Source organism: Streptomyces sp. NPDC090077, from assembly GCF_044747545.1.
Classification (GTDB): domain Bacteria; phylum Actinomycetota; class Actinomycetes; order Streptomycetales; family Streptomycetaceae; genus Streptomyces.
Map to the genome: position 1 here is coordinate 80,723 of NZ_JBIVEG010000019.1, position 24,973 is coordinate 105,695.

Consider the following 24,973-nt stretch of genomic DNA (forward strand, 5'->3'; position numbering starts at 1 on the left):
GCCTCCCCCTGCGGCGCGCGCCGAGGGCCTGCCGGCCCACGCCGCGACGGCCCTCGGCTTCGGCCGGATCGAGCAGCGACGTGCCCGAGGACCCGGCCGACGAGGGCCTCGACGAAGGGAGTTGACCGCAGGACGGACCTGGTGGGGCCCTGGCCGGATCCGGACGGTACCGGTCGGAGTGGATCATAGGGTCGCCGGTATGAGCGAACAGAGTGACATCGTGGAAGACGGCGGCTGGTCGCGCCGCGGGGTCCTGCGCGTCGCCGCGGCCGGCGCGGGCGCGGCCGCCGCCGTGGGGGCCGGGGCCTCTGCCGCACACGCCGACGGCCGCCGCCGCGGCGCGCCGACCTTCGTCCTGGTCCACGGCTCCGGGAGCAACTCCTACGGCTGGTCCCCGGTCCTGGCCGAGCTGGGCCTGCGCGGGCACCGGACGGTCGCCGTCGACCTCCCGGGCCACGGGCCCGGCGCCTACTTCCCCCTCTCCTACCAGTCCCCGCAGGACCTGGAACGGCTGGCCACCGAGCCCTCACCGATCGGCAGGGTCACCCTGTCCGACTTCGCGGAGCACGTCGTCGGCGTCGTGCGCGCGGCCCACCGCAACGGCCCGGTGGTCCTGGTCGGGCAGAGCCTGGGCGGGGCGACCCTGAACGCGGTCGCCAACCGGGTGCCGGAACTGATCGCCCACCTGGTGTACGCCTCCGCCTTCTGCGCGACGCGGCACACCTCGGTGACCGAGCTCATGACGACCCCCGAGGGCGCGACCAGCTCCCTGTTCAAGATCCCGCCCTTCAGGACCCCGCCGGAGCTGGGGGTCAACCGGGTCAACTGGCGCTCGGCCGACCCGGCCTTCTTCGCCGTGATGAAGGAGGCCCTGGCCGCCGACCGCACGGACGCCGAGGTCCGGGCCCTGCTGGCCACCCTGGAGCCCGACGAGTCCGCGGCGATCGGCTCCGCAGACTCCCGCGGGCTGGCGGACCGCTGGGGGCGCGTCCCGCGCACCTTCCTCCGCTTCACCGAGGACCTCTCGATCCCGCTCGCCCTCCAGGACCTGATGATCCGGGAGGCGGACGAGACCACTCCGCGCAACCGCTTCCGCGTCCGCTCGATCGCCGCCCCGCACGTCGGGCCGCGTGACGCCGCCGTATGGGGCGACGAGCTGGAACGCGTCGCGGACCTGGCCGGGTGACGCGGGGGCGGGACGGCCGGACGGGCCGTCCCGGAGGGGTCCGGTCAGCGGCCGGGGGTCATGTCGTAGGTGACCCACATGGTGCGGGTGGCCACCTGGTCGTACTTGGACCGGGCCCGGTGGTTGTCGTCCGCGGTGATCCACCGCACCACGCTCCAGCCGCGCTCGGCGGCGAGCTCGCGCAGGGCCCCGAGCAGCAGGTCGGCGGCCCCGGAGCCGCGGTGCTCGGGGGCCACGAACAGGTCGTCCAGGAAGCAGCCGACGGTCGCCGACAGCGGCCGGGCGAAGGGCCGGTAGTGCGCCAGGCCCAGCAGCCGCCCTCCGGCGTCCTCGGCCACCAGGGCGCCCACCTCGTGGGCGGGGTCGTTCACCCACGCCCACACGGTGGCGGCGGCCTCCTCGGTCTGCTCCACCCGGTAGAAGTCGGCGTAGCCCCGGTACAGGACGCGCCACTGGGCGAAGTCTTCGGGCCGGACGGCGCGGACCTTGATGTCGGACATGTGCGGCAACTCCAGTGTTCGGCGGACCGACGCAACGTAGCAACCCCGCCGCGCGCCCACCTGTCCACGGAGGTGCCGCGGCGGCCCCGGTTTTCGACACGGCGGCGGGTTCCGTCCCGCACGTGGCGGAGCCCGGCCGGGGGTGCCGGCCGGGCTCCTGGGGCGGTGGTGCGGGTCAGCTCGTCTGGAGGGTGACGTCGTCCACCACGAAGGAGGTCTGGAGGGACTGGTCCTCCACTCCCTTGAACTGCAGGACGACGGTCTGCCCGGCGAACTGGGAGACGTCGTAGCTCTTCAGGGTGTAGCCGGAGCCCGCGTCCAGGTTGGACAGGGTCTCCAGGGTCTGGCCGCCCACCGAGACCGTGAAGGTGTCGTAGACGACGTTCTCGTTCTCGTCGGTGTCGATGTGCAGGTAGAAGGAGAGCCGGCCGGAGGCGCAGCCGGCGGGGAGGGTCAGGGACTGCGAGGCGCTGTCCGTGCGGGGGCTGCCCCAGCCGTTCAGCCAGGCCTTGTACGAGCCGCCGTGCGGGGCCTGGCCGGCCTGGTTGGTGATCACCCCGGAGGTCGCGGACCACGGGGCGGAGCCGCTCTCGAAGCCGCCGTTGGCGACGACCTGGGCCGGGGTGCAGGTGCCGCCGCCCCCGCCGATGGTCAGCGTGTACGTGGTGCTGTGGGTGGCGGTGCCGGTTCCGGTGACGGTCAGGGTGTGGGTGCCGGCCGGGGTGCCCGCGGCGACCTGGACGGAGAGGGTCGCGGACTGGCCCGACTGGACCGAGGCCGGGCTGACGGCCGCGGTCACGCCGGAGGGGGCGCCCGAGACGGACAGGGCGACCGTCTGCGGGCTGCCGCTGACGGTGGTGGTGTTCACCGTGGAGGTGACACCGCCGCCCGGGTTGGCGGAGCCGGCGGCCGGGCTGGTGGCGATGGAGAAGTCGGAGGCGGGGGTGCCGCCGCCGACGGCCGTCTTCCAGATGGCGTACGCGACGCCGTCGGCGCTGCGGTCGAGGACGGTGGCGCTGATGTTGGACGGGGTGTCGCAGGAGCTGTGGTAGCAGGAGTCGTACGCCGCGTTCGCGGTGCCGCCCCACTTCGAGGCCTGGGCCGAGGTCTTGCGGGCGCTGGCGCCGGCGGCGTAGCCGGAGGTGGGGATGCCGGCCTGCTGGAAGGAGTAGTCGTCACTGCGGCCCTGGCCCTCGGTGTTCTCCTCCGGGGCGAGGTTCAGGGAGGTCCAGTACGCCTTCAGCGGGGCGGCGGTGGCCGAGTTGAGGTTGTTGATGAAGTAGCCGCCGTTGGTCGAGCCGACCATGTCGAAGTTGTAGTAGCCCTTGATGGCGGCCCGCTGGGCGCTGGTGAGCTGGTTGACGTAGAACTTCGAGCCGTTGAGGCCCTGTTCCTCGTCGGTCCACCAGGCGAACCGCACGTGCTGGGTCATCGTCGGGTTCTTCTGGGCCAGGACGAGGGCGTTCTCCAGCAGGGTGGCGGAGCCCGAGCCGTTGTCGTTGATGCCCGGTCCGGCGGAGACCCCGTCGAGGTGGGCGCCGAACATCACGGTCTTGTCGGCGGGACCGCCCGGCCAGTCGGCGATCAGGTTGTTGGACGGGTAGGTGCAGGAGGTGCAGGCCTGCTCGGTGACGGTGTACCCGGCGGCCTGCAGCTTGCCCTTCACGTACGCGAGGGACTGGGTGTAGCCGGCGCTGCCGGCCCGGCGGTTGCCGCCGTTCTGCGAGGCGATCGTGCCGAGCTGGGCCAGGTGCGCCTGGACGTTGGCGACGCTGATGTCGGGGGCGGTCGGGTCGGGCTGGGTGCCGCCCACGGTGAGGGAGTAGTCGACGGTGTGCGCGAGGGACGCGCCCTGGCCCTTGACGGTGACGGTGGAGGCCCCCGGCGCCGCGTTGGACGAGGCGGAGAGGGTCAGCGTCGAGGACTGGCCGGACTGCACGGTGGCCGGGTTGAAGGAGGCGGTGACCCCGGCCGGCAGGCCGGTCGCGGTGAGCGTCACCTGCTGGGCGGAGCCGCTGGTGGTGCTGGTGGCCACGCTGGTGGTGACGGAGGCGCCCTGCTGGACGCTGCCGGAGGCCGGGTTCAGGGAGAGCGAGAAGTCGTTCTGCCCGCTCGGGGTGCAGGTGGGGTCACCGGTCTGGGCGGGCACGCTGATGGCGTCCCAGGCGGCCTTGGTCCGGTTGAACAGGTTGCAGGTGGCGTCGAGGGACTTGGCCGAGGAGAGGGTGGCCGTCCGGTACTTCTTGTACGACATGCTGCTGGTCTTGAGGAGCATGCCGCCGTAGAAGATCTTGCCGGCGTTCTGCACGCCGACCCCGGTCAGCGTGGTCTGGTTGCAGGTGCTGCTGTTGGGCTTGCCGCCGCCCGGGCTGGTGCCCTCGGCCAGCAGGTAGAACCAGTGGTTGAGCGGTCCCGCGGCCTTGTGGACCTCGGTGCCGGGTATCGCGGAGCTGTAGCAGGCCGGGTCGTTGTTGACGGCCGGCGGGTCGTACATGTTGCGGATCGGGCCGCGGCCCTGGAGGTTGATGACCTCGCCGACCGTGTAGTCGGGAGTGTCGTACGGGGCCGGCTCGTTGATGTACGCCTCGGTCAGCGCGCCGAAGATGTCCCCGGTGGCCTCGCCCAGGCCGGCCTCCTGGCCGCTGGTGCCGCCGGGGGTGTTGGAGTCGATGGCGTGCCCGTACTCGTGGGCGACCACGTCCACGCCGGCGATCCACTCGTTGGCGCTGTTGCGGCCGATGGTGACCGAACTGCCGTCCCAGTAGGCGTTGAGGTCGCTCAGGCCGACCTTGCCCGGGAAGCTGCGCCCGTTCCCGCTGACGCCGTTGCGGCCGAGCCACTGGGACAGCATGTCCCACTGCTTCTGCGCCGCGAACATCAGGTCGACGCACCCGGTCTCCTTGGAGGTCGGGTTGCCGGTGCCCCAGGAGTCCGAGGACTTGCTGAAGACCGTTCCGCTGCTGTAGTCCGCGCAGCTCAGACCCGGGCGGTTCGGGTCGCGCAGGGAGTACGTGCCGCCGGAGGCGGTGGTGTCGATCGTCAGCGGGTTGGGGCCGTTCCACTTGCTGTTGCCGGTGCCGGCCACGACGTCGTCGTAGCGGTCGACGACCTTCCCGGTGCGGGCGTCGACGAAGACGTGCAGCCGGCTGGGGGCGGTCCGGCTGCGGCCGGTGAGGACGGTCTCCCAGGCCAGGACGGGCTTGTCGTCCTTGAGCCGGACGACGAGCCGGCTGCTCTCGACCTTGTCCACCTTCTCCAGCTCGCGCCGCGAGGAGGCCTCGGCCGCCTTCGCGTCGACGTCCGGGGTGGTCGCCACGTCGATCTCGGTGGCGGAGGCCGACTGGAGGGCGCGGACCCGGCCCTCGCCGTCCGCGAGGACGACCGCGTCGCCGCCGACGACCGGCAGGCCGCGGTAGCTGCGCTCGTAGGCCACGGAGTACAGGTCCTTCACCCAGGGGGTGACCATGCGTCGTTCGTACTGCTGGCGGGGGGAGTTGACCAGGGTGTCGAGGCCGCTGCGGACGGCCGCGTCCGCGGCGGCCACGGCCCGTTCGGCCTTGGACTGGCGGGGTGGTACGGGATCCGGCTGCGCGGCCGACGCGGTGCCGGCCAGCGCGCCGGCGAGGCTCGCGGTCAGCGCGAGGGCTGCCACGGACGCCGTCCATCTGGTGGGCTGCACGAGTCCACTCCGATCGTGTGTGGGGGGTGGGTGGCGGTACGCGTCGCCGAGTATGAGCGTGGACATGGCGAGATTGGGACATCCCTGCGGGCATAAGGCGCGGGTTATGGTGCGCCGCCGCGCCGCTTCGTAAGCTGCCCGGATGCAGCTGGAGTTGAGACATCTGCACACCGTCTGCCGGATCGCGGAAGCGGGCAGTCTGGGGGAGGCGGCCAGGCGGCTGGGGATCTCGCAGCCGGCGCTCTCCGCCCAGCTGCGCCGGATCGAGGCGGTCACCGGCGGCGAGCTCTTCGCCCGCGGCCGCCACGGGGTGGAGCCCACCGCCCTAGGGCACTTCGTGCTGGCCAAGGCGCGCCGCGTGCTGGGCGAGATGGACGCCCTCGGCGCCGAGGCCCGCGCCCTGGCGGCGAACGCCCCGCTCAGGCTCGGCTGCATCCTGCTCGTGCTCCTGGACGGGCTGCTCGCCCGGACCGACCAGGCCCTGTCCGGGCGGGAGGTCACCGTGGACCTGGAGGACTCCGTCACGGCGCTCGTGCGGATGCTCGGGGCAGGCCAGTACGACGTGATCGTGTACGGAGAGGTGAACGACTACGAGGTCCCGCTGCCGAGGGGGGTCGCCGCCCGGACGGTGGTGCCGCAGGAGCCCTTCTGCATCCGGATGGCCTCGGGGCACCGCCTGGCGGGCCGCACGGTCCTGGACCTGGCCGAGCTGGCCGGCGAGCAGTGGATGACCCTCGTGGAGGACGACGACGGCGGTCCCGAGGCCCTGGTCGAGGCCTGTGCGAAGGCCGGCTTCACGCCCTCGCTGCGCCACCGGATCACCGACCGCCAGATGCGCCACGACCTGATCGCCGCGGGCCGCGCGATCGCCCTCTGCCAGCCCACGGCCCCGCCCGTGGCGGGCACGGTGATGCGCCCCCTGGCCGGGACGCCGGTCACCGGCCGCATCCGCCTCGCCTGGAACCGCTCGGCGGTCCCGGCGCAGCAGGCCGAGCGGCTCTACCGCGCGGCCGTGTCCGCGTACCTGGAGAACGTGGACAACAACGACTTCCACCGAGCGTGGTGGGACGCTCACCCGCAGGCGCGTCCGTCGCTCGACTGAACCGGGGAAGCCGCAGCTCACGCCCCGGATGGCCGGGGCCGGCGACGCTCAGGCGGTCCCCCTTGGAGGAACGATCCGGCGGCGGGTTAGCATATGAGCGCCGCCTAGCTCGAAAGATAACGTCTGTGACTGTCAACGAGGACTCGTTCGCCAACTGGAAGACCCGCGAGGAGATCGCGGAGTCGATGATCCCCCTCATCGGGAAGCTGCACCGGGAACGGGACGTAACGATCCTGCTCCACAGCCGCTCCCTGGTGAACAAGTCGGTCGTGAGCATTCTCAAGGCCCACCGCTTCGCCCGGCAGATCGACGGCGAGGAGCTGTCGGTCACCGAGACGATGCCGTTCCTCCAGGCCCTCACCGCCCTCGACCTGGGCCCGTCCCAGATCGACATCGGCATGCTCGCCGCCACCTACAAGTCCGACGACCGCGGTCTGTCGGTCGAGGACTTCACCGCCGAGGCCGTCGTCGGCGCCACCGGCGAGAACAAGATCGAGCGCCGCGAGGGACGCGACGTCGTCCTCTACGGCTTCGGCCGCATCGGCCGCCTCGTCGCCCGCCTGCTCATCGAGAAGGCCGGCTCCGGCAACGGCCTGCGGCTGCGCGCCATCGTCGTGCGCGGCGGTGGGGACCAGGACCTCGTCAAGCGCGCCTCGCTGCTGCGCCGCGACTCCATCCACGGCCAGTTCCAGGGCACCATCACGGTGGACGAGGCCGCGGGCACGATCGTCGCGAACGGCAACACCATCAAGGTGATCTACGCGAACGACCCGTCCGAGATCGACTACACCGAGTACGGCATCAACGACGCCATCCTCATCGACAACACGGGCAAGTGGCGCGACCGCGAGGGCCTCTCGCAGCACCTGCGCCCGGGCATCGACAAGGTCGTCCTGACGGCCCCCGGCAAGGGCGACGTCCCGAACATCGTCCACGGCGTCAACCACGACACCATCAAGCCGGACGAGCGCGTCCTGTCCTGCGCCTCCTGCACCACCAACGCGATCGTCCCGCCGCTGAAGGCGATGGACGACGAGTACGGCGTGCTGCGCGGCCACGTGGAGACCGTCCACTCGTTCACGAACGACCAGAACCTGCTGGACAACTACCACAAGGCCGACCGCCGCGGCCGCTCCGCGCCGCTCAACATGGTCATCACCGAGACCGGCGCCGCCTCCGCCGTCGCCAAGGCGCTGCCCGACCTCAAGGCCCCGATCACCGGCAGCTCGATCCGCGTCCCCGTCCCGGACGTCTCGATCGCCATCCTGAGCCTGCGCCTGGGCCGCGAGACCACCCGCGAAGAGGTCCTGGAGTACCTGCGCGGCGTCTCGCTGCACTCGCCGCTCAAGCGCCAGATCGACTTCACCACCGCGCCCGACGCCGTCTCGATGGACTTCGTGGGCTCGCGCCACGCCTCCATCGTCGACGCCGGCGCCACCAAGGTGGACGGCGACAACGCGATCCTCTACCTCTGGTACGACAACGAGTTCGGCTACTCGTGCCAGGTGATCCGCGTCGTCCAGCACGTCTCCGGGGTGGAGTACCCGACCTACCCGGTCCCGCAGGTCTGATCCCGCGCATCGCATGACCCGGTGCCCCGTCGACTCCCGTCGGCGGGGCACCGCGGCGTTTCATAAACTGTCCGGGTGACCGAGAACGTGCTTCCCCCCTGTCCCGAATGCTCCGGCCCGTACGCCTACGAGATGGGCGCCCTCCTCGTCTGCCCCGAATGCGGGCACGAATGGCCCCTCGCGGCCGACGGGGACGCGGAGGCCCCCGGGGAGCGCGTGGTCAAGGACTCGGTCGGCAACGTACTGGCCGACGGGGACACCGTGACCGTGGTGAAGGGCCTCAAGGTCAAGGGCCACCCGACCGGCATCAAGGCGGGCACCAAGGTCCGCGGCATCCGCCTGGTCGACGGGGTCGACGGCCACGACATCGACTGCCGGATCGACGGTTTCGGCGCCATGCAGCTGAAGTCGAGCGTGGTGCGGAAGGGCTGATTCCGAGCCGGCTTCCCCCTCTTCCCCCGCCCCCGTCCACCCCTGGTGGCCGGGGGCTTCGCCGTGTCCGGGCGGGGCCCGAATGCCCGGTGGAACGGCTTTTTCCATGAAATCCCGCCCCTTGCCGCCCGTGCCGTACGGGTGCGGAAATACGGCTTGATCTCCGCTCTAGTGAGTCATCGAGAGCCGTGGTGATCCTGAGAACCGGGTCGGCCGCTCCAGTGGCCGGATGTCATCGACGTCCGGCCGGGCCCGTACCCGGGAAACACGGCATTCCCCCCGGCGGTCCGCGAACCGTTCCGCCGGTCCGCGCCATTCCGTCCCGTGCACCCTTCGGCTTTCGCTTCCACACACAGGGAGACACCCATGTCCGACACCGCGCGCACCCCCGAATTCGCCTTCGAGGACCTCGACCTGGACCTCGGGGACCTCACCGTCACCGCCATGGCGGACACCGTCGCGCTCCCCGAGGGCGGCGCGTCCTGGGGCTCCTGCTCCTGCCAGGCCTCCTCCTCCTGCAACAAGCCGCACATGGACACCCCCTTCGGCTGAGCGTCCCGCGCACGACCCCGCACACCCACCACACGGCCCCTCCCCGCCGCACCCCGCGTGCGGCGGGGAGCCCGTCGCCACACCCACAGGAGAGGGGACCGGCATGCCGCAGCCGCAGCCGCAGCCGCAGCCGCACCGCACGCCGGCCGGGGCCGGGGACGGCGGCTACCGGGTGTGGTCCGCGCCCCACGCGCTGGTCCGCGCCACCGTCCTGGCCCACCCCGCCCCGGCACCGGACGCCGCCGCGTTCCGCACCCTGCTCGCCCGCCTCCGCCGGACGGAGCACCTGCTGCTGGAGACCGCCGCACCGCTCTGCGACGACCTCCACGACAGCCGGGACGGGCACCCCGCCGCCCTCCACCGCGAGGTGGTCCTCCCGCTGCGCCGCGCCCTGCACAACGGACGCGACCCCCGGCCCGCCCTGCTGGAGCGCCTCGGCGACCTCCCGCAGCGGCTGCCCCGGCTCGCCGACTGGCTCGCCCTGCGCGAACGCCGCGCCGCGCTCCTCGCCGCCCTCACGGCCGCCGCCCCACCGGCCCTGGACGCCGAACGCGCCGCCCTGGCCGCCCTCTGCCGCGAGCCGGCCCTCGCCCGGGCCGTCGCCCTCACCAGCACCGACCTGCTGCGGGCCGTGGAACGGGCCGCCACAGGGACCCGGGACCGCAGGGCCCGCAAGGAGGAGGCGGCCGTCCTGCGCTACGCCCTGCGGGCCAGCACCAAGACCAGCCCGCTGTCCTGGTTCACCGCAGTCGGCTGGGGAACCCTCCCCCCGGAGCCGGCCCGCGCCCTCCGCTCCTGGGGGCGGGCACCCCTGTTCGACGGCCCGCTCCGGTCGGTCGTACGGCCCAGCCGGGCCCTGACCACCGCCCTCACCCTCGCCCTCCTGGACGCCCCGCACCGCAGGGCCGCCCTGCCCCACCGCATCACCAGCACCGCCCGCACCACCGGGGGGCGGGCCGCGTACTCCCGGGACCGGACCGCCTTCGCCGGGGGCCGCTACCTCGTGGCCGGCGAGGACGAGGCCGGGCTGCCCGCCACCGGCCCGCTGGCCCTGGTCACCGAGCGGGCCCGGAACCCCGTACCGCTCGACGAGCTGACCGGACGGCTCGCCGCCGCCCTCACCGGAGCGGCCGGCGGCGACGGCCGGGCCGCCGCGGCCGGCTTCCTCGACCGGCTCGCGGACGCGGGGCTGCTGGTCCCGGCCGAACCGGTCCCGCCGCAGGACCCCGACCCGCTGGGCCGCCTCGCGCACTGGCTGAGATCCCTCGACACCGCCACCGGGGCGGACACCGCCGCCGACGACGCCGCCCACGCCGGGCGCCTCGACGAGCTCGCCCGGCTGACCGACCGCTTCGCCGACGCCACCGCCGCCGGCCGCCCCGCCCTGCTGGCCGACCTGTCCGACCGCTGGACGCGGGCGCTGGCCGCCGCCGGCCGGCCCGTCCCGGCCGTGTCCGCCCCGCTCAGCCCGGTCTCCGAGGACGTCGTCGCCCCGCACCCGGTCGACCTCGACGGATTCCTCGGCGCGGCCGACCACGAGGCCCTCGCCGAGCTCACCCCGCTGGCGGAACTCTTCGACCTCGGCCACCTCCTGCGCCGCGTCGTCCGCGACCGCTTCGTCGCCCGCTACGGACCCGGTGGGACCTGCCCGCACCCCTGGGAGTTCGGGGCCGAGGTCGCCGAGGCCTGGGAGACCGCCGGACGGCTCTCCGCCCTCGACCCGGCCGACGCCCTGCCCACCGGCACCGGCCCGCTGGCGGCCCTGCGCGCCGAGGCCGTCGCCGCCGTCCGGGAAGCCCCGTACGGCGACCCGGCCGCGGCCGCCGAGCTCGTCCTGCCCCCGGACCTCATCGAGGGCCTCGGTGACCGGCTCCCCGACTGGGCCCTCGCCCGCCCGCTCAGCCACGCCTGGTTTCTCCAGCGCGACCCCCGCGGCGGCCTGCTCTGCGCCAACCAGGTCTACGGCGGCTGGGGCCGCTTCACCAGCCGGTTCCTCGACACCCTCGACCCCCGCGCCGCCGCCGAGGCCGGCCGGCAGGTCCGGCGCGCCCTCGGCCCCGGCGCCAGGGCCGCCCAGATCCGGCCCGTCGGCGGGTTCAACGCCAACCTCCACCCCCTCCTCGTCCCCGACGAGATAGGCCCCGACCGCCGCTGGAGCACCCTCGGCGAAGCCGACCTCGACCTCGTCCACGACGAGGCCGACGACCAGGTGCGCCTCCGCCTCCGCAGCACCGGCGAACTCCTCGACGTGCTCTACCCCGGCTTCCTCTCCCCGGTGCTGCTGCCGCGCCGCCTCGGCGCGCACCTCGCCGACCAGCCCCACGGAGTCGTCGACTTCCGCCCCCTCGTCCCCCGCACCACCCTCCCCGCGCCCGGCGGCGTCCCCGTCGCCCACACGCCCAGGCTGCGCCACCGCCACGTGGTGCTGCGCCGCCGCCGATGGCTGCTCCCGCCCGAGGCCGTCGAGCGGCTGCGCGCCGACCTCGCCGCCGACGGCGAGGTCCCGGCGGCGGCCGCGGCCCGCTGGCGCGCCGCCCTGGGCCTGCCCGAACAGCTCTTCCTGCACCCCGCCGCCACCGCCCCCACCGGGCGCCCCGCCGAGGACTTCCTCAGCGGGCTGAGCCGCCCCAAACCCCAGCTCGTCGACCTCGGCAACGCCCTGCACCTGCGCTGCCTGGCCAAATGGCTCTCCCGCCACGGCGGCGGCGCCGTCCTCGAAGAGGCACTGCCCGCCCCCGCCGCCCAGGACGCCCCCGCCCGCGCCGTCGAACTCGTCCTGGAGCTCTACCGGGCCGGGCGGACCCGATGACCCGCCCCCGGACAGCAGAGGAACCCACCATGCCGGCAGCCCCCGGCCGCGCCCTCGACGTGATCGCCTACCACCACCACCCGGTCAAGGCCCCGCTGCTGCGCGAGGTGCTGCTGCCCCTCGCCGCGTCCTGCAGCCGGCAGGGGATCGCCGCGCACGTCGAACGGCACTGGCTGCACGGCCCCCACCTGCGGCTGTGCCTCCGGGGCTCGGCCGCCCCGGTGGAGGCCGCCGCCGCGTCCGCCGCCGCCGTGCTCCGCGACCGGCTGCGCCTGCACCCCTCGCGCAGCGACCGCACCGAGGCCGAACTGCTGGCGGAGGCCGCCGCCGCCGGGCGCGCCGAACTCGTCCCCCCGCCCTACGGGCCGCTCGTCCCCGACAACACGGTCCGCGTCGAGCCCGCCGACCGGTCCTCCGTCCGCGCCCTGCTCGGCGACGACGGCGCCGCCCTCCGCGACGACCTGCTGCGCGGCGGGCTCGAAGCGCTGCGGGCCGGCGCCGGCTTCCTCGGCGACCGCGGCGACACCGCGCAGGCACGGCTCCACCTGGCCGTGACCGCGCTCGCCGCCCACGCCGCCGCCCACCCCGGCGGCCTGGCCGGCGGCCACTGGTCCTACGTCTCCCACCTGGAGGACTTCCTCCTCCACGACGACCCCGACGGACGGCTCAGGGCCTCCTTCGACCGGCAGTGGGAGCGCGCCGGGGACACCGTCACCGCACTCGTCGGACGGATCGCCGACGGCGGCGCCGACGGCTGGGAACGGGCCTGGGCCGGCTTCTCCGCCGACGCCCGCGCCCTGACCCGCTCCCGGTACGAGGCCGGCGCCGACCTGCACGGCAGCCCGCGCGCCTACCGGGACCGGGCCGCCGCCACCGGGGACCGGGCGGCGGCCGAACGCTGGAACCCGGACACCCGCACCCGCTACAGCGAGTTCCACGAGCTGCTCGGCCGGGCCGACCCGCGCGGGGCGATGTTCACCGACCCCGAGTACCTGGTCCACCGGGCCTGCACCAACGCCCTCTACCGGCTCCTCGCCCTCTGCGACGTCCGCCCGCTGGAGCGCTACCTGGCGGCGCACCTGGTGGTCCGCACGGTCCCCGCGCTGACCGGCTCCGACTGGCGCACGGAACTCGACGCGGCCGTCGCCGCCGTGGAGCTCGGCGCATGACCGCCGCCGAACGGCCGCCGGCCACCGCCCCGGAGACGCGCAGGCTCCGCCCCGGCGTGGCCGTGACCCCGCTGCGGGCCGGGCTCCACCTCAGGGGCCGGACCGGCAGCGTCACCCTGGAGGGCAGCACGGCACTGCCCGCCCTGTGGCAGTGGCTGGAGGGGCCGCTGCGCGACGGCGGGCTCGCGGACCTGCTGGACGCGGCGGAGGCCGGCCCCCCGCTGCGCACCGCCGTACGCACCCTGCTCGGGGAGCTGGAGGCCCACGGCCTGCTCGTGGCCGGGCCGGCCGGGTACGGGGAGCACGCCCGGGGCGGCCCCGGCGACCCCGTGGCGCGGTGGCTGGCGGCGAGCGCGGGGGAGCCCGCCGACGCCCGGGCCGCACTCGCCGGAGCCCGGGCCGAGGTACTGGCCGGTGACCCCGACGGGCCCCTGGCCCGCGCCGCCGGGCGGGCGCTGGAGCTCGGCGGCGTACCGGCCACCCGCACCGCCGACCCGGACCTGCCCGGCGGCAGGGTGCTGCTCCGCCTGCACGGCACCGGCCCGGTACGCGCCCTCGCGGCCGGCCTCCTCCCCGGCGGCGGCTACGCCACCGCCCCCGGCACCCCCGCCCAGGCCCGCTCCGACGCGGCAGCCCTGGAGGCCCGGCTCGCCGCCGGTCCCGCCGCCGCGCCCCCGGCTGCCGCCCCGACCGTGACGGCCACCCCGGTCTCCGCCGGAACCCCGGCCTCCGGCCCGGTCGCCACCCCGGCTCCGGCCGACCGGGCCGGTGCCGCCACCCCCGGCGTGGGAGCCCCCGGGCCCGCGCTCGCCCCTCTGCTCGGCGGCTCCGCCGCGCACCGGCTGCTGTGCGCGGCCGCCGGGCTCCCCGACCCGGCGGCCGAAGGCGGTGACGAGCGGCTGCTGCCCGGACTGCCGGCGGTGCTCCTCGCCGAGGCCGTGCCCCCGCGGGCCGACTACCGGACCTGGCTCGGGCCCGACCGGCTGGACGCCGGCCGGCGGGCGGACCTGCCCCCCGCCGCCACGCTCGGCGAAGCCCTGCGGCGGCTGGCCGCCCTGACCGACGAGCGGTCCGGGGTGCTGCCCGAGCCGCTCCCGGCGGAGCTGCGCCAGCTGCCCGTGCCGCTGGCCGCCTGCCCGCTGCCCGGGGACGGGCCGGCCGGCGCCCGTCTCCTCACCGGGGCGCCGCGGCTGGACCTGGCTCGCCTGGAGGCGTTCTGCCGGGCGGCGGAACACCTGCTGGGCGGCCCGGGGTACACCGTCGGCGCGAACCCCGGGCACGCCCGGGGCCGGGCCCTGCGCGCAGCCTTCGCCCGCCGCGCGGCCCGGATGCCGGGCGGCCCGGCCGCAGGGGCCGCCACCGTCGCCGTCGCCGAGCCGCTGTGGTCCGGGCACCCGCAGTTCCGGCACTGGTGGCACACCCTGACGGCCCGCCTGGGGGTGCCCGCCCGCACCGAGGTGGTCCGGGCCGGCGGACCCGACGGGGTGTACCACGCCGTCGTCCGCCGCCCCGGGACGGCCGCGCCGCTCGGCGAGGCCGTGGAGGCCACCCCGGGCGACGCGGCGGCTTTCGCCGCGCTCGCCGCCGCGGCTGCCGTCGCCGCCGACCGCGCGGGCGGCCCGCACCCGGGAACGGCCCCGCCCTCCGGCGGAGCCGTCGCCGCGCTGGCCGCGGCGGGCACCCGCACCGCCGGCTGGGAGGACGACGGCTGGACCGGCCACTGGCTCGCCGGTACCGCCGCGCGGGAGGAGGCCCTCCAGGACGCCCTGAGCCGGCTGGCCGGACCCGCCCGGGACGGAGCGGCGGCCGCCCCGGCCGGCCGGGGCGCGCCCGCCGAGCAGCTGCGGGCCTTCGGATTCACCGTCCTGCACACCCCCGAGGAGCCGTGATGACCACAGCCGTCCGCACCGCCCCGGCCGTGGCGGCCCTCTTCGCCGGCCTGCCCGTCCCGGTCCTCGACGCCGGAGCCGCGCTGGCGGCCACCGCCGGACCGGCCGCCGTCCTGCTCACCGACTGGACGCAGGGGCTCGCCGAGGAGCTGAGCCGGCACGCGCTGGCCCACCCCGTGGCCCTGGTCCCCGTACGCTTCGACGGGCCGCTCGCGGTGGTCGGACCGCTGCTCGCGCCCGGCGCACCCGCCTGCCTGAGCTGCGCCGAGTACCAGCGCCTCGCCACGGCCGGCGGACGCGTGCCCCGGCAGAGCCCGGAACTGGCCCTGGCCGGCGTACCCTCCCCGGCGCTCGCCGAGTCCCTCGGTGCCCTCGTGCAGGACCTCCTGGACGGCCACGCCCGGCCCGCACCCGCCCACGACCCGCCGACGGGCACCGTCCACCTGCTCCACCAAGGACGCGGCACCTGGTCCGGCCACCGGATCCGCCCGATCGGCGGCTGCGCCGTCTGCCACCCGCTGCCCCCCGACTCCGCCGCCCCGCCGGCACCCGTGCCCTCGGCGCCCCGCCCGCTGCCCGACCCCCGCCTGCTGCGCGCCCCCAACCCCCGCACCACGGCGGACGGGCTGCGCGCGGCCCTGTACGACGACCGGTTCGGGCCGGTCCGCGGCCTGTTCCGCACGGAGGACTCCGCGTTCTGCCTGACGAGTGCCCTCGTCACCGACGGCCGGGGCGTCGACGACGGCGGCTACGGCCGGGCCGGGGACTTCCCCGACAGCGAGCGGACCGCCCTCTTCGAGGCCGTCGAGCGGTACGCCGGGATGCGCCCCACCGGCCGCCGCTCCGACCTGCGGGCCCCCTTCGCCGCACTCGGCCCCGAACGCGCCCTGGACCCCGAACGCCTCGGCCTGCCCGACCCCGTCCACCACGGGCACCCCGCCTCACCGACCGTCCCCTACACACCCGGCCTGGAACTGGACTGGGTACGGGGCTGGTCCCTCACCCGGCGCCGGGAGATCGCCGTCCCCGAGCACGTGGCGTACTGGGACCCGCCCGGCAGGGGCCGCCCGCGCGTGGTGTACGAGTCCTCCAACGGCTGCGGCCTCGGCAACAGCCCCGAAGAGGCCGCGCTCTACGGCCTGTTCGAGGTCGCCGAGCGCGACGCCTTCCTGATGGCCTGGTACGCCGCCACCCCGCTGCGCCGCGTCCAGCCGCCGCCCGAGGACACCGACACGGCCCTGCTCGCCGACCGGGCCGCGCTGGCCGGCTACCGGCTGCTGCTGCTCGACGCGACGAACGACTTCGGGATCCCGGCGGTCGTCGCCGTCTGTCGCTACGAGGGCTCCCACCCGGACGCCCCGCGGATGTTCCTCGCCGCGGGCGCCCACCACGACCCGCGCACGGCGATCCGCTCCGCGGTCGCCGAGGCCGTCACCAACGTGCTGGAGTCCGCGCAGCGCGCGCTCGCCGCGGACCGCCCGCGCGATCCCGAGCGGCTGCGCCCGATGCTGGACCGCCCCGAACTGGTGGTCACCCTCGACGACCACGTCGGACTCAACGCCCTTCCCGAGGCGGCCCCGAGGCTGGAGTTCCTCTTCGCCGACACCCCGTGCCTGACCGTCGCCGAGACCTGGCCGGGCGCGCCCGAGCCGGTCGCCGACCTCTCCGCCCTGCTCACCGCGACGGTGGACCGGCTGGCGGCGGCCGGACTGGAGGTGGTCACCGTCGACCAGACCGAGCCGGGACTGCGCCGGCGCCTCGGCCTGCACTGCGTGAAGACCGTCGTGCCCGGCTCGCTGCCGATGACCTTCGGGCACGTCAACCGCCGCACCCTGGGCCTGCCCCGGCTCCTGGAAGTGCCCCACCGGCTGGGCCGCACGGACCGGCCGCTGCGCCACGAGGACCTCGCCCTCCACCCGCACCCCTTCCCCTGACCTCCGGGCCCGCTCCCGTGCCCCGCCCCCTGCCGAACCGAACGAGGACCGGACGTGACGCCGTGACCACCCCCGACACCTGGCACAGCCACCACCTCTTCCTGCACTCCGCCACCGAGGACACGGACGCGTTCCTGGTCCACGGCGCGGCCCCGCTCCTCGACGGCCTCGTCGCGGCGGGGGAAGCCGCCGGCTGGTTCTTCATCCGCTACGGGGAGGGCGGACCCCACGTACGCGTCCGGGTCCGAGGCCTGAGCCCGGCTGCCGCCGCCGCGCTCCCCGGCGAACTGGCCCGCGCGGCGAAGGCGGTGCCCGAGGTGCCCGGCCCCTGGCCGTCCCGTCACGCCGAGGTGCGCGCCGTCCCGTACGAACCGGAGATGGAGCGCTACGGCGGCCGGCGGGCACTGCCCGTCGCGGAGGAGGTCTTCGAGACCTCCACCCGGGCGGCCCTCGACACCCTGCGCGCCCTGTCCGGGGCCGGCGGACCGGGAGCCCGGCTGACCGCCGCCGCCGACCTGGCCCACACCACGGTGCACGCGCTCGGCACGGACCCGCTCACCGCCGCCCGATGGCTGCGTGGGCACGCCGCCGGCTGGCGGTGGGTCACCGAAGTCCCGCTGCTGCCCGGCGCGTCCGTGCACACCCGGGTCAACACCGTCTACGCGGACCGGCGCGAGGGCCTGCGCAGGCGGGCCGGGGAGCTGCGCGAGCGGCTCGGTGCGGGCACCGCGGAGCCCCGGCTCCTGCGGTGGGCGGCCGGGGTCCGCGCGGCCGACGAACGGCTGCGGGACCTGGGCGCGGGGGAGGAGCTGCGGGCCTGGGTGTGGGGGTCGCAGCTCCACATGCTGTTCAACCGGCTCGGGATCACCCCCGACGAGGAGCGGGCGGTGTGCCGGCTGGCCGCCCGCACCCTGCTGGAGACCGAGGAGCCGCCCGGCTACTTCCCGGACGGGCACACCGCCGCCGACTTCGGCTACCTGGAGCGGAGCAAGTTCCAGATCGGCCGGGGCGAGGACAGCGAGCTGCGCCCCCTCCCGGACGGGGCGGAGCGGGCGTGGGCGGAGCGGGCCCGGGCGGCCGGGCCCGATCTGGCCCTGCCCGCCGGACCGCTGCCCGAGGTGCCGCTGTCCGCCGTACTGGCAGCCCGGACCTCGATGCGCGGTCGGCTCCGAGGACCGCTGGACGCCGCCACCCTGGGCTCGCTGCTGTGGAACTCCCTGGCCGAGAGCGCCCGCAGCGAGCAGCCGGACCCGGACGGCGGCCCGCCCTTCACCCAGTCCCACCGCCCCTACCCGAGCGCGGGCGCCCTGTACACGGCCCGGGTGCGGCTGCTGGTGTTCGACGTGGCGGGGGTCCCGGCGGGCACGTACGACTGCCTGCCGGAGCGGCGCGCCCTGCGCCGGGTCGGCCCGGCGCCGGCGGTGGCGGACCTCAAGGCGCTCTCCACCTACCTGTCCCGGCCGGACACGGCCCCCCACTGGATCGGCGTCGACGAGGCCCCCGCGGTGCTGGCCGTCCACGTGGACCTCGGCCTGCTGCGCCGCCGCTACGGCCTGCGCGCCCTGCGCCTGGCCCTCCTGGAGGCCGGCCACCTCACCCAGACCCTGCTCCTGACCGCCACGGCGCTGGGACTGGCCGGGACCCCGCTCGGCGGCTTCCACGACGACCTGGCGCACGAGCTCCTCGGCCTGGACGACCTGGAACAACCGCTCCAGTACCTCCTGCCACTGGGCCGCCGCACCCCCTGACGCACTGCCGTGACCGCACGGCTCCCGCTCAGACCAGGTCGACCGGATGGTCGCAGTCGACCCCTGCTGGAGGTCCCCCCGCGCTGGCGCACGGGGTGGTGAGGTCGGCGTCGGAGGGGAGGGTGGTACTGCCGGTGATGCGCGCACCGGCCAGACGGGCTCCCGCTAGCTTGGCTCCTGCCCGTACGTCGCGCCGAGCGCCACCAGCGCCGCGAGACCGGGTGCGGCGGCCAGGACGGGCAGCAGCCAGGTCCGGCCGCCTCCGCCGTCCGCCGTTCCTGCCCGGCGGCGGACGGCGCGTCGCCGTTCCCGGACGAGCCTGCTCCTGTCACCCCGCCGTCGCAGCACGCGCATGCGCCCAAGCCCCGTCCGGCTCCCACGCCGTGCAGGTCGTATCGGGCGGCATCGTGCCCGCCCGGGTCGGCCGCCGGTCGTCCACAGGCGGGACGGGGTGTCGGCGGGGGCCGCTAGGCTTCTCGAATGGCTCTTTCGGACGCTTCACCCGAGATCTCGGACTCCCTGCAGGTACTCCACCGCGTGTTCGGCTACACCTCCTTCCGCGGTGAGCAGGAGCAGATCATCGAGCAGGTGGCCGGGGGCGGCGACGCCCTCGTGCTGATGCCGACCGGCGGCGGCAAGTCGCTCTGCTACCAGATCCCGGCGCTCGTCAGAGAGGGCACCGGCATCGTCGTCTCGCCGCTGATCGCGCTGATGCAGGACCAGGTCGACGCGCTCACCGCCCTCGGGGTCCGGGCCGGGTTCCTCAACTCCACCCAGGACCCGTACGAGCGGCAGGCCGTGGAGCAGGCCTTCCTCGCCGACGAGCTGGACCTGCTCTACCTGGCCCCCGAGCGGCTGCGCACCGAGGGCACCCAGCGGCTGCTCGACCGGGGGAAGGTCTCCCTGTTCGCGATCGACGAGGCGCACTGCGTCGCCCAGTGGGGCCACGACTTCCGGCCGGACTACCTGGCCCTGTCGATGCTGCACGAGCGGTGGCCGAAGGTGCCCCGGATCGCCCTGACCGCGACGGCCACCGAGGCCACCCACGCCGAGATCGCGAAGCGGCTGGGCCTGGAGGACGCCCGGCACTTCGTCGCCAGCTTCGACCGGCCGAACATCCAGTACCGGATCGCCGCCAAGGACAAGCCGCTGGCGCAGCTGCTGGAGCTGATCCGGTCCGAGCACGACGGGGACGCGGGCGTCGTCTACTGCCTGTCGCGGTCCTCGGTGGAGAAGACCGCCGCCTTCCTGGTGGAGCAGGGCATCGACGCGGTCGCGTACCACGCCGGGATGGACTCCCGCACGCGCGCCGCGAACCAGGCGCGGTTCCTGCGGGAGGACGGGGTCGTGGTGGTGGCCACCATCGCCTTCGGCATGGGCATCGACAAGCCCGACGTGCGCTTCGTGGCCCACCTGGACCTGCCCAAGTCCGTCGAGGGCTACTACCAGGAGACCGGCCGCGCCGGCCGTGACGGCGAGCCGGCCACCGCCTGGCTCGCGTACGGGCTCCAGGACGTGGTCCAGCAGCGCAAGCTCATCGAGGGCTCCGAGGGCGACGAGAACCACCGCCGCTCCCTGGCCGCGCACCTGGACGCCATGCTGGCGCTGTGCGAGACCGTCGACTGCCGGCGGGTCCGGCTGCTCGCGTACTTCGGGCAGCCGGGCGAGCCCTGCGGCAACTGCGACACCTGCCTGACGCCCGCCGAGTCCTGGGACGGCACGGTCGCCGCGCAGAAGCTGCTGTCCACGGTGTGGCGCCTCGCGCGAGAGCGGCGCCAGAAGTTCGGCGCCGGGCAGATCATCGACATCCTCCAGGGCAAGAAGACCGCCAAGGTCATCCAGTTCGACCACGACGGCCTGTCGGTGTTCGGCGTCGGCGCGGACCTGAGCACCGCGGAGTGGCGCGGGGTCGTGCGCCAGCTGCTGGCGCTGGGACTGCTGGCGGTGGAGGGCGACTACGGCACCCTCGTGCTGACGGACGCGAGCGGTGAGGTGCTGGGCGGGCGGCGCACCGTACAGATGCGCAAGGAGAAGGCACCGGCCGCCTCCCGGAAGAAGGAGTCCGGCTCGCGCTCCGGCAAGGGCGCCCGCGTTCCCGTCGACCTGCCCGCCGCCGCGGTGCCGGTCTTCGAGGCCCTGCGCGCCTGGCGGGCCGCGACGGCGCGCGAGCAGGGCGTCCCGGCGTACGTCGTCTTCCACGACGCCACACTGCGGGAGATCGCGACGCTGCTGCCGGGCACGGTCGGGGAGCTGTCCGGGGTGGGCGGCGTCGGCGAGGCCAAGCTGGCCAAGTACGGGGAGGGGGTCATCGAGGCCCTCGCCGAGTTCACGGGCACGGCAACGGCCACCGCCACCGCCACGGCCGCCCCCGGAGCGGAACCCGCGCCGGAGCACGAGCCGCCGCACGAGGACGAACCGCCCTTCGACCTGGACGAGGACCCGCCCTGGGACGACTGGCAGTAGGAGGTTCCGCCGATCCGGAACGGGATCGTCAGGCCCGCGTCAAAGATCGGTCTCCTTGTGCAAAGGGCGCGTCAGGACGTACGCCCAGGGGAGTCGGCCGGGCACAGACTGGTGGTGCGACGGAGCCGGACGACGGCCGGCGGCACGGCCGGCGGAGCACGGTCCCACCGTGGGGGTAAGGACCGGGCTGCGCGGGCGCGTGCCGTCTCCGTTCGCACAGCACGGGCCGTCCGGCCTCCGGTGTGGGGATACCGGTGCCCGGACGGCTCGCGTGCCGTCGGAGCCGGCGGGAGCGGACCGCTCAGGCGCCGACGTAGGCCGCGAGGTGCTCGGCGGTGAGGGTGGAGCCGTCGGCGACCAGGTCGGCGGGCGTGCCCTCGAAGACGATCCGGCCGCCGTCGTGCCCGGCACCCGGCCCGAGGTCGATGATCCAGTCCGCGTGCGCCATGACCGCCGGGTGGTGCTCGACGACCACGACGGACTTCCCCGAGTCGACCAGCCGGTCGAGCAGCCCGAGCAGCTGCTCCACGTCCGCCAGGTGCAGGCCGGTGGTCGGCTCGTCCAGGACGTAGACCCCGCCTTTGTCCGCCATGTGGGTGGCCAGCTTCAGCCGCTGCCGCTCGCCCCCGGACAGCGTGGTGAGCGGCTGGCCGAGGGTGAGGTAGCCCAGCCCGACGTCCGCGAGCCGGGCCAGGATGCGGTGCGCGGCCGGGACGCGGGCCTCCCCGGAACCGAAGAACTCCTCCGCCTCGGCCACCGGCATCGCCAGCACCTCGCTGATGTCGCGGCCGCCGAGCCGGTAGTCCAGAACCGACGCCTGGTACCGCTTGCCCTCGCAGTCCTCGCAGGTGGCGGAGACGCCCGCCATCATCCCCAGGTCGGTGAAGACCACCCCGGCACCGTTGCAGGCCGGGCAGGCACCCTCGGAATTGGCACTGAACAGGGCCGGCTTCACGCCGTTGGCCTTGGCGAACGCCGAACGGATCGGGTCGAGCAGCCCCGTGTACGTCGCCGGGTTGCTCCGGCGCGAGCCGCGGATCGGGCCCTGGTCGACGGAGACCACGCCCTCCTCCGCGGGGATCGACCCGTGCACGAGCGAGCTCTTGCCGGAGCCGGCGACCCCGGTGACCACCACCAGCACCCCGAGCGGGACGTCCACGTCGACCGCGCGCAGGTTGTGCGCGTCCGCCCCGCGGACCTCCAGGGCGCCCGAGGGCTTCCGCACGTCCTTCTTCAGGCCGGTGCGGTCGCCCAGGTGGCGGCCGGTGACCGTGCCGGAGGCCCGCAGCCCCTCCACGGTGCCCTCGAAGCAGACCGTGCCGCCCGCGGTGCCCGCCCCGGGGCCGAGGTCGACGACGTGGTCGGCGATCGCGATCGTCTGCGGTTTGTGCTCCACGACCAGCACCGTGTTGCCCTTGTCGCGCAGCCGCAGCAGCAGCTCGTTCATCCGCTGGATGTCGTGCGGGTGCAGGCCCGTGGTGGGCTCGTCGAAGACGTAGGTGACGTCGGTGAGCGCCGAGCCGAGGTGGCGGACCATCTTGACCCGCTGCGCCTCGCCGCCCGAGAGCGTGCCCGCCGGGCGGTCGAGCGCGAGGTAGCCGAGGCCGATCTCCACGAAGGAGTCCAGGGTGTGCCGGAGCTTGTCCAGCAGCGGCGCCACCGAGGGCTCGTCCAGGCCCCGGACCCATGCGGCCAGGTCGCTGATCTGCATCGCGCAGGCGTCGGCGATGCTGATCCGCCCGATCTTCGAGGACCGGGCCTCGGCCGTGAGCCGGGTCCCCTCGCACTCGGGGCAGGTGGCGAAGGTCGTGGCCCGTTCCACGAACGCCCGGATGTGCGGCTGGAGCGCGTCCAGGTCCTTGGACAGCATCGACTTCTGGATCTTCGGGATCAGGCCCTCGTAGGTGAGGTTGATGCCGTCGACCTTGATCTTGGTCGGTTCCTTGTGGAGCAGGTCGGCCAGCTCCCGCTTGGTGTACTTGCGGATCGGCTTGTCCGGGTCGAAGAAGCCGCAGCCGCCGAAGATCCGGCCGTACCAGCCGTCCATGCTGTAGCCGGGGACGGTGAGCGCGCCCTCGTTGAGGGACTTGGAGTCGTCGTAGAGCTGGGTCAGGTCGATGTCGGAGACGGTGCCGCGGCCCTCGCAGCGCGGGCACATGCCGCCGGTGCGGTTGAAGGTGGCCTTCACCGTCTTCTTGGCGCCCTTCTGGACGGTGATCGCCCCGCTCGCCCGGACCGAGGGCACGTTGAAGGAGTACGCGCCGGGCGGGCCGACGTGCGGCGAGCCCAGGCGGCTGAAGAGGATGCGCAGCATGGCGTTGGCGTCGGTGGCGGTACCGACGGTCGAACGGGGGTCGACGCCCATCCGCTGCTGGTCGACGATGATCGCCGTCGTCAGCCCCTCCAGCACGTCGGCCTCGGGCCGCGCCTGGGCGGGCATGAAGCCCTGGACGAAGGCGCTGTAGGTCTCGTTGATCATCCGCTGGGACTCCGCGGCGATGGTGTCGAACACCAGCGAGCTCTTCCCCGATCCGGAGACGCCGGTGAACACCGTCAGCCGGCGCTTGGGGATCTCGATCGCGACGTCCTTGAGGTTGTTCACGCGCGCGCCGTGCACGCGGATCAGACCGTGGCTGTCGGCGATGTGGGGCGCGGGCGACCCGGTGTCCGTCCTCTTGGCCATGCTCTTCGTCTCTCCATCGCTCGGTCCGGCCCGTGCGGCGTGCACGCGGCACGGGTACGGCAGCCACGCTATGCGGGGTCCGGGGTCCCGCGCTTCTCGAATCCTGATCCGTTCCGTTCCGTTCCGTTCCGTTCCGCTCCGGTCCGTCCACTGCTCCCCGCCCGACGGCCCGCGCCCGTTCCACTGCGCAAAGTGCGTCTGACCGGCGCAAACCGCAGGACTCCTTCAAGCCAAACGGGCCGGTGCGAACCGAGGGTGCACTGCCGGGGGGCGGTGCCTCCCGCGCTAGTGTGCGTCCGTGAACTCTCATGTCGTCATAGGTTTCGGGCCCGCCGGGGCCGCCACCGCTCGGCTGCTCGCCGAACGGGGCCACTCAGTCAAGGTCGTCACCGCCTCGGGCCGGGCCCCGGAGCCCGGCATCGAGCACCTCGCGCTGGACGCCCGGGACGCCGGGCGGCTGACCGAGGTGGTGCGGGGCGCCGCCGCCCTCTACCAGTGCGCCGCCCCGCCCTACCACCGCTGGGCCGCGCAATGGCCCGCGCTGGCCGCCTCGTCCTGCTCGGCTGCCGAGGCCACCGGTGCCGTCCTGGTCATGCTGGGCAACCTCTACGGGTACGGCCCGGTCGACGTCCCCATGACGGAGGACCTGCCGCTCGCGGCCACCGGCCCCAAGGGCCGGGTCCGCGCGGCCGCCTGGGAGCGGGCGCGCGCCCTGCACGAACAGGGCCGCCTCAAGGCAGTCGAGGTGCGCGCCTCGGACTTCTTCGGCCCCGGCGTCACCGACGGCGGGCACCTGGCCGGCCGCGTGCTCCCCCCGCTGCTGCGCGGCAGGCCGGTCTCCACCCTCGGCGACCCGGACGCCCCGCACAGCTGGACCTACCTCCCCGACGTGGCCCGTGCCCTCGCCGAGGCGGCGGGAGAGGAGCGGGCCTGGGGCCGGGCCTGGCACGTGCCGACCGAACCCGCGCTGTCCGTCCGCGCGATGACCGGCCTGCTGGCCGCCGAGGCGGGCACCGCACCGGTCGCGGTGCGCGGGCTGCCCCCGGCCGTCCTCGCCGTCGGCGGGCTGTTCTCCCCGCTGCTGCGCGAACTCAAGGAGATCCGCTACCAGTTCGACCGGCCGTTCGTCGTCGACGCGAGCGCCTGGGAGGCCGCGTTCACCGTGCGGGCCACCCCGGTCGGCGAGCAGGTGAAGGCGACCGTGGCGTGGTGGCGCGAACGCCTGGCAGCGGGCCGATGACCCCGCCGCACCCGCC

The 24,973-nt window shown here is 75.0% G+C and carries 16 protein-coding genes; 12 read left to right on the top strand and 4 right to left on the bottom strand.

Translation table 11 applies throughout. From position 1 onward, the window contains the following. Nucleotides 1–199 precede the first annotated feature (199 nt). Nucleotides 200–1,186, top strand: a complete 987-nt coding sequence (locus ACIPW5_RS27245; RefSeq protein WP_401250030.1) for an alpha/beta fold hydrolase — start codon at nucleotides 200–202, stop codon at nucleotides 1,184–1,186. 44 nt (nucleotides 1,187–1,230) lie between these two features. On the opposite strand, the gene ACIPW5_RS27250 is transcribed toward ACIPW5_RS27245, so the two are convergent. Beyond that, the gene (locus ACIPW5_RS27250) at nucleotides 1,231–1,686 is read right to left on the bottom strand and encodes a GNAT family N-acetyltransferase (protein ID WP_401250033.1); all 456 of its coding nucleotides are present in this window, start codon (nucleotides 1,684–1,686) and stop codon (nucleotides 1,231–1,233) included. Nucleotides 1,687–1,861: 175 nt separating this feature from the next. After that, nucleotides 1,862–5,338, bottom strand: a complete 3,477-nt coding sequence (locus tag ACIPW5_RS27255; protein ID WP_401250168.1) for a M28 family peptidase — start codon at nucleotides 5,336–5,338, stop codon at nucleotides 1,862–1,864. Nucleotides 5,339–5,507: 169 nt separating this feature from the next. Here ACIPW5_RS27255 and ACIPW5_RS27260 point away from each other — a divergent pair, with 169 nt between their 5' ends. The 9 genes from ACIPW5_RS27260 to ACIPW5_RS27300 all read left to right on the top strand — a co-directional run bounded on the left by ACIPW5_RS27260 (nucleotide 5,508) and on the right by ACIPW5_RS27300 (nucleotide 18,571). Beyond that, on the top strand, nucleotides 5,508–6,467 hold the full coding sequence (locus ACIPW5_RS27260; protein WP_401250036.1) for a LysR family transcriptional regulator: 960 nt from the start codon (nucleotides 5,508–5,510) through the stop codon (nucleotides 6,465–6,467). Between the two features lie 125 nt (nucleotides 6,468–6,592). Beyond that, on the top strand, nucleotides 6,593–8,038 hold the full coding sequence (locus tag ACIPW5_RS27265; RefSeq protein WP_401250039.1) for a glyceraldehyde-3-phosphate dehydrogenase: 1,446 nt from the start codon (nucleotides 6,593–6,595) through the stop codon (nucleotides 8,036–8,038). A 75-nt stretch (nucleotides 8,039–8,113) separates the two neighbouring features. After that, entirely contained in the window at nucleotides 8,114–8,470 is a 357-nt protein-coding gene (locus ACIPW5_RS27270; protein WP_401250042.1) for a zinc ribbon domain-containing protein YjdM, read from the top strand. A 366-nt stretch (nucleotides 8,471–8,836) separates the two neighbouring features. Further along, on the top strand, nucleotides 8,837–9,022 hold the full coding sequence (locus ACIPW5_RS27275) for a thiazolylpeptide-type bacteriocin (RefSeq protein WP_401250045.1): 186 nt from the start codon (nucleotides 8,837–8,839) through the stop codon (nucleotides 9,020–9,022). A 103-nt stretch (nucleotides 9,023–9,125) separates the two neighbouring features. Beyond that, nucleotides 9,126–11,831: a lantibiotic dehydratase gene (locus ACIPW5_RS27280; RefSeq protein WP_401250048.1), complete on the top strand. Its 2,706-nt coding sequence runs from the start codon at nucleotides 9,126–9,128 to the stop codon at nucleotides 11,829–11,831. Between the two features lie 29 nt (nucleotides 11,832–11,860). Then, nucleotides 11,861–13,000 carry a hypothetical protein gene (locus ACIPW5_RS27285; protein WP_401250051.1) on the top strand — a complete coding sequence of 380 codons (1,140 nt, stop codon included), beginning with the start codon at nucleotides 11,861–11,863 and terminating at the stop codon, nucleotides 12,998–13,000. Continuing rightward, entirely contained in the window at nucleotides 12,997–14,889 is a 1,893-nt protein-coding gene (locus ACIPW5_RS27290) for a hypothetical protein (protein WP_401250053.1), read from the top strand. The genes ACIPW5_RS27285 and ACIPW5_RS27290 overlap by 4 nt, the downstream gene beginning before the upstream one ends. Then, complete coding sequence (locus ACIPW5_RS27295; protein ID WP_401250056.1) at nucleotides 14,889–16,823, top strand: TOMM precursor leader peptide-binding protein; 1,935 nt, start codon at nucleotides 14,889–14,891, stop codon at nucleotides 16,821–16,823. Before ACIPW5_RS27290 ends, ACIPW5_RS27295 begins: the two co-directional genes overlap by 1 nt. A 62-nt stretch (nucleotides 16,824–16,885) precedes the next feature. After that, on the top strand, nucleotides 16,886–18,571 hold the full coding sequence (locus tag ACIPW5_RS27300; RefSeq protein ID WP_401250059.1) for a thiopeptide-type bacteriocin biosynthesis protein: 1,686 nt from the start codon (nucleotides 16,886–16,888) through the stop codon (nucleotides 18,569–18,571). Nucleotides 18,572–18,736: 165 nt separating this feature from the next. Here the strand turns inward: ACIPW5_RS27300 and ACIPW5_RS27305 are convergent, their stop codons facing one another. Further along, nucleotides 18,737–18,925, bottom strand: coding sequence for a hypothetical protein (locus tag ACIPW5_RS27305; protein WP_401250062.1), 189 nt, complete (start codon nucleotides 18,923–18,925; stop codon nucleotides 18,737–18,739). A 126-nt stretch (nucleotides 18,926–19,051) separates the two neighbouring features. Between ACIPW5_RS27305 and recQ the strand changes: the two genes are divergently transcribed. Continuing rightward, nucleotides 19,052–21,034 (top strand): DNA helicase RecQ, encoded by a 1,983-nt coding sequence (recQ, locus tag ACIPW5_RS27310; RefSeq protein WP_401250065.1) that lies wholly within the window; start codon nucleotides 19,052–19,054, stop codon nucleotides 21,032–21,034. Between the two features lie 301 nt (nucleotides 21,035–21,335). Here recQ and ACIPW5_RS27315 read toward each other — a convergent pair whose 3' ends face one another. Beyond that, nucleotides 21,336–23,717: an ATP-binding cassette domain-containing protein gene (locus tag ACIPW5_RS27315; RefSeq protein ID WP_401250067.1), complete on the bottom strand. Its 2,382-nt coding sequence runs from the start codon at nucleotides 23,715–23,717 to the stop codon at nucleotides 21,336–21,338. Between the two features lie 298 nt (nucleotides 23,718–24,015). Between ACIPW5_RS27315 and ACIPW5_RS27320 the strand changes: the two genes are divergently transcribed. After that, entirely contained in the window at nucleotides 24,016–24,957 is a 942-nt protein-coding gene (locus ACIPW5_RS27320) for an NAD-dependent epimerase/dehydratase family protein (RefSeq protein WP_401250070.1), read from the top strand. Nucleotides 24,958–24,973 lie beyond the last annotated feature (16 nt).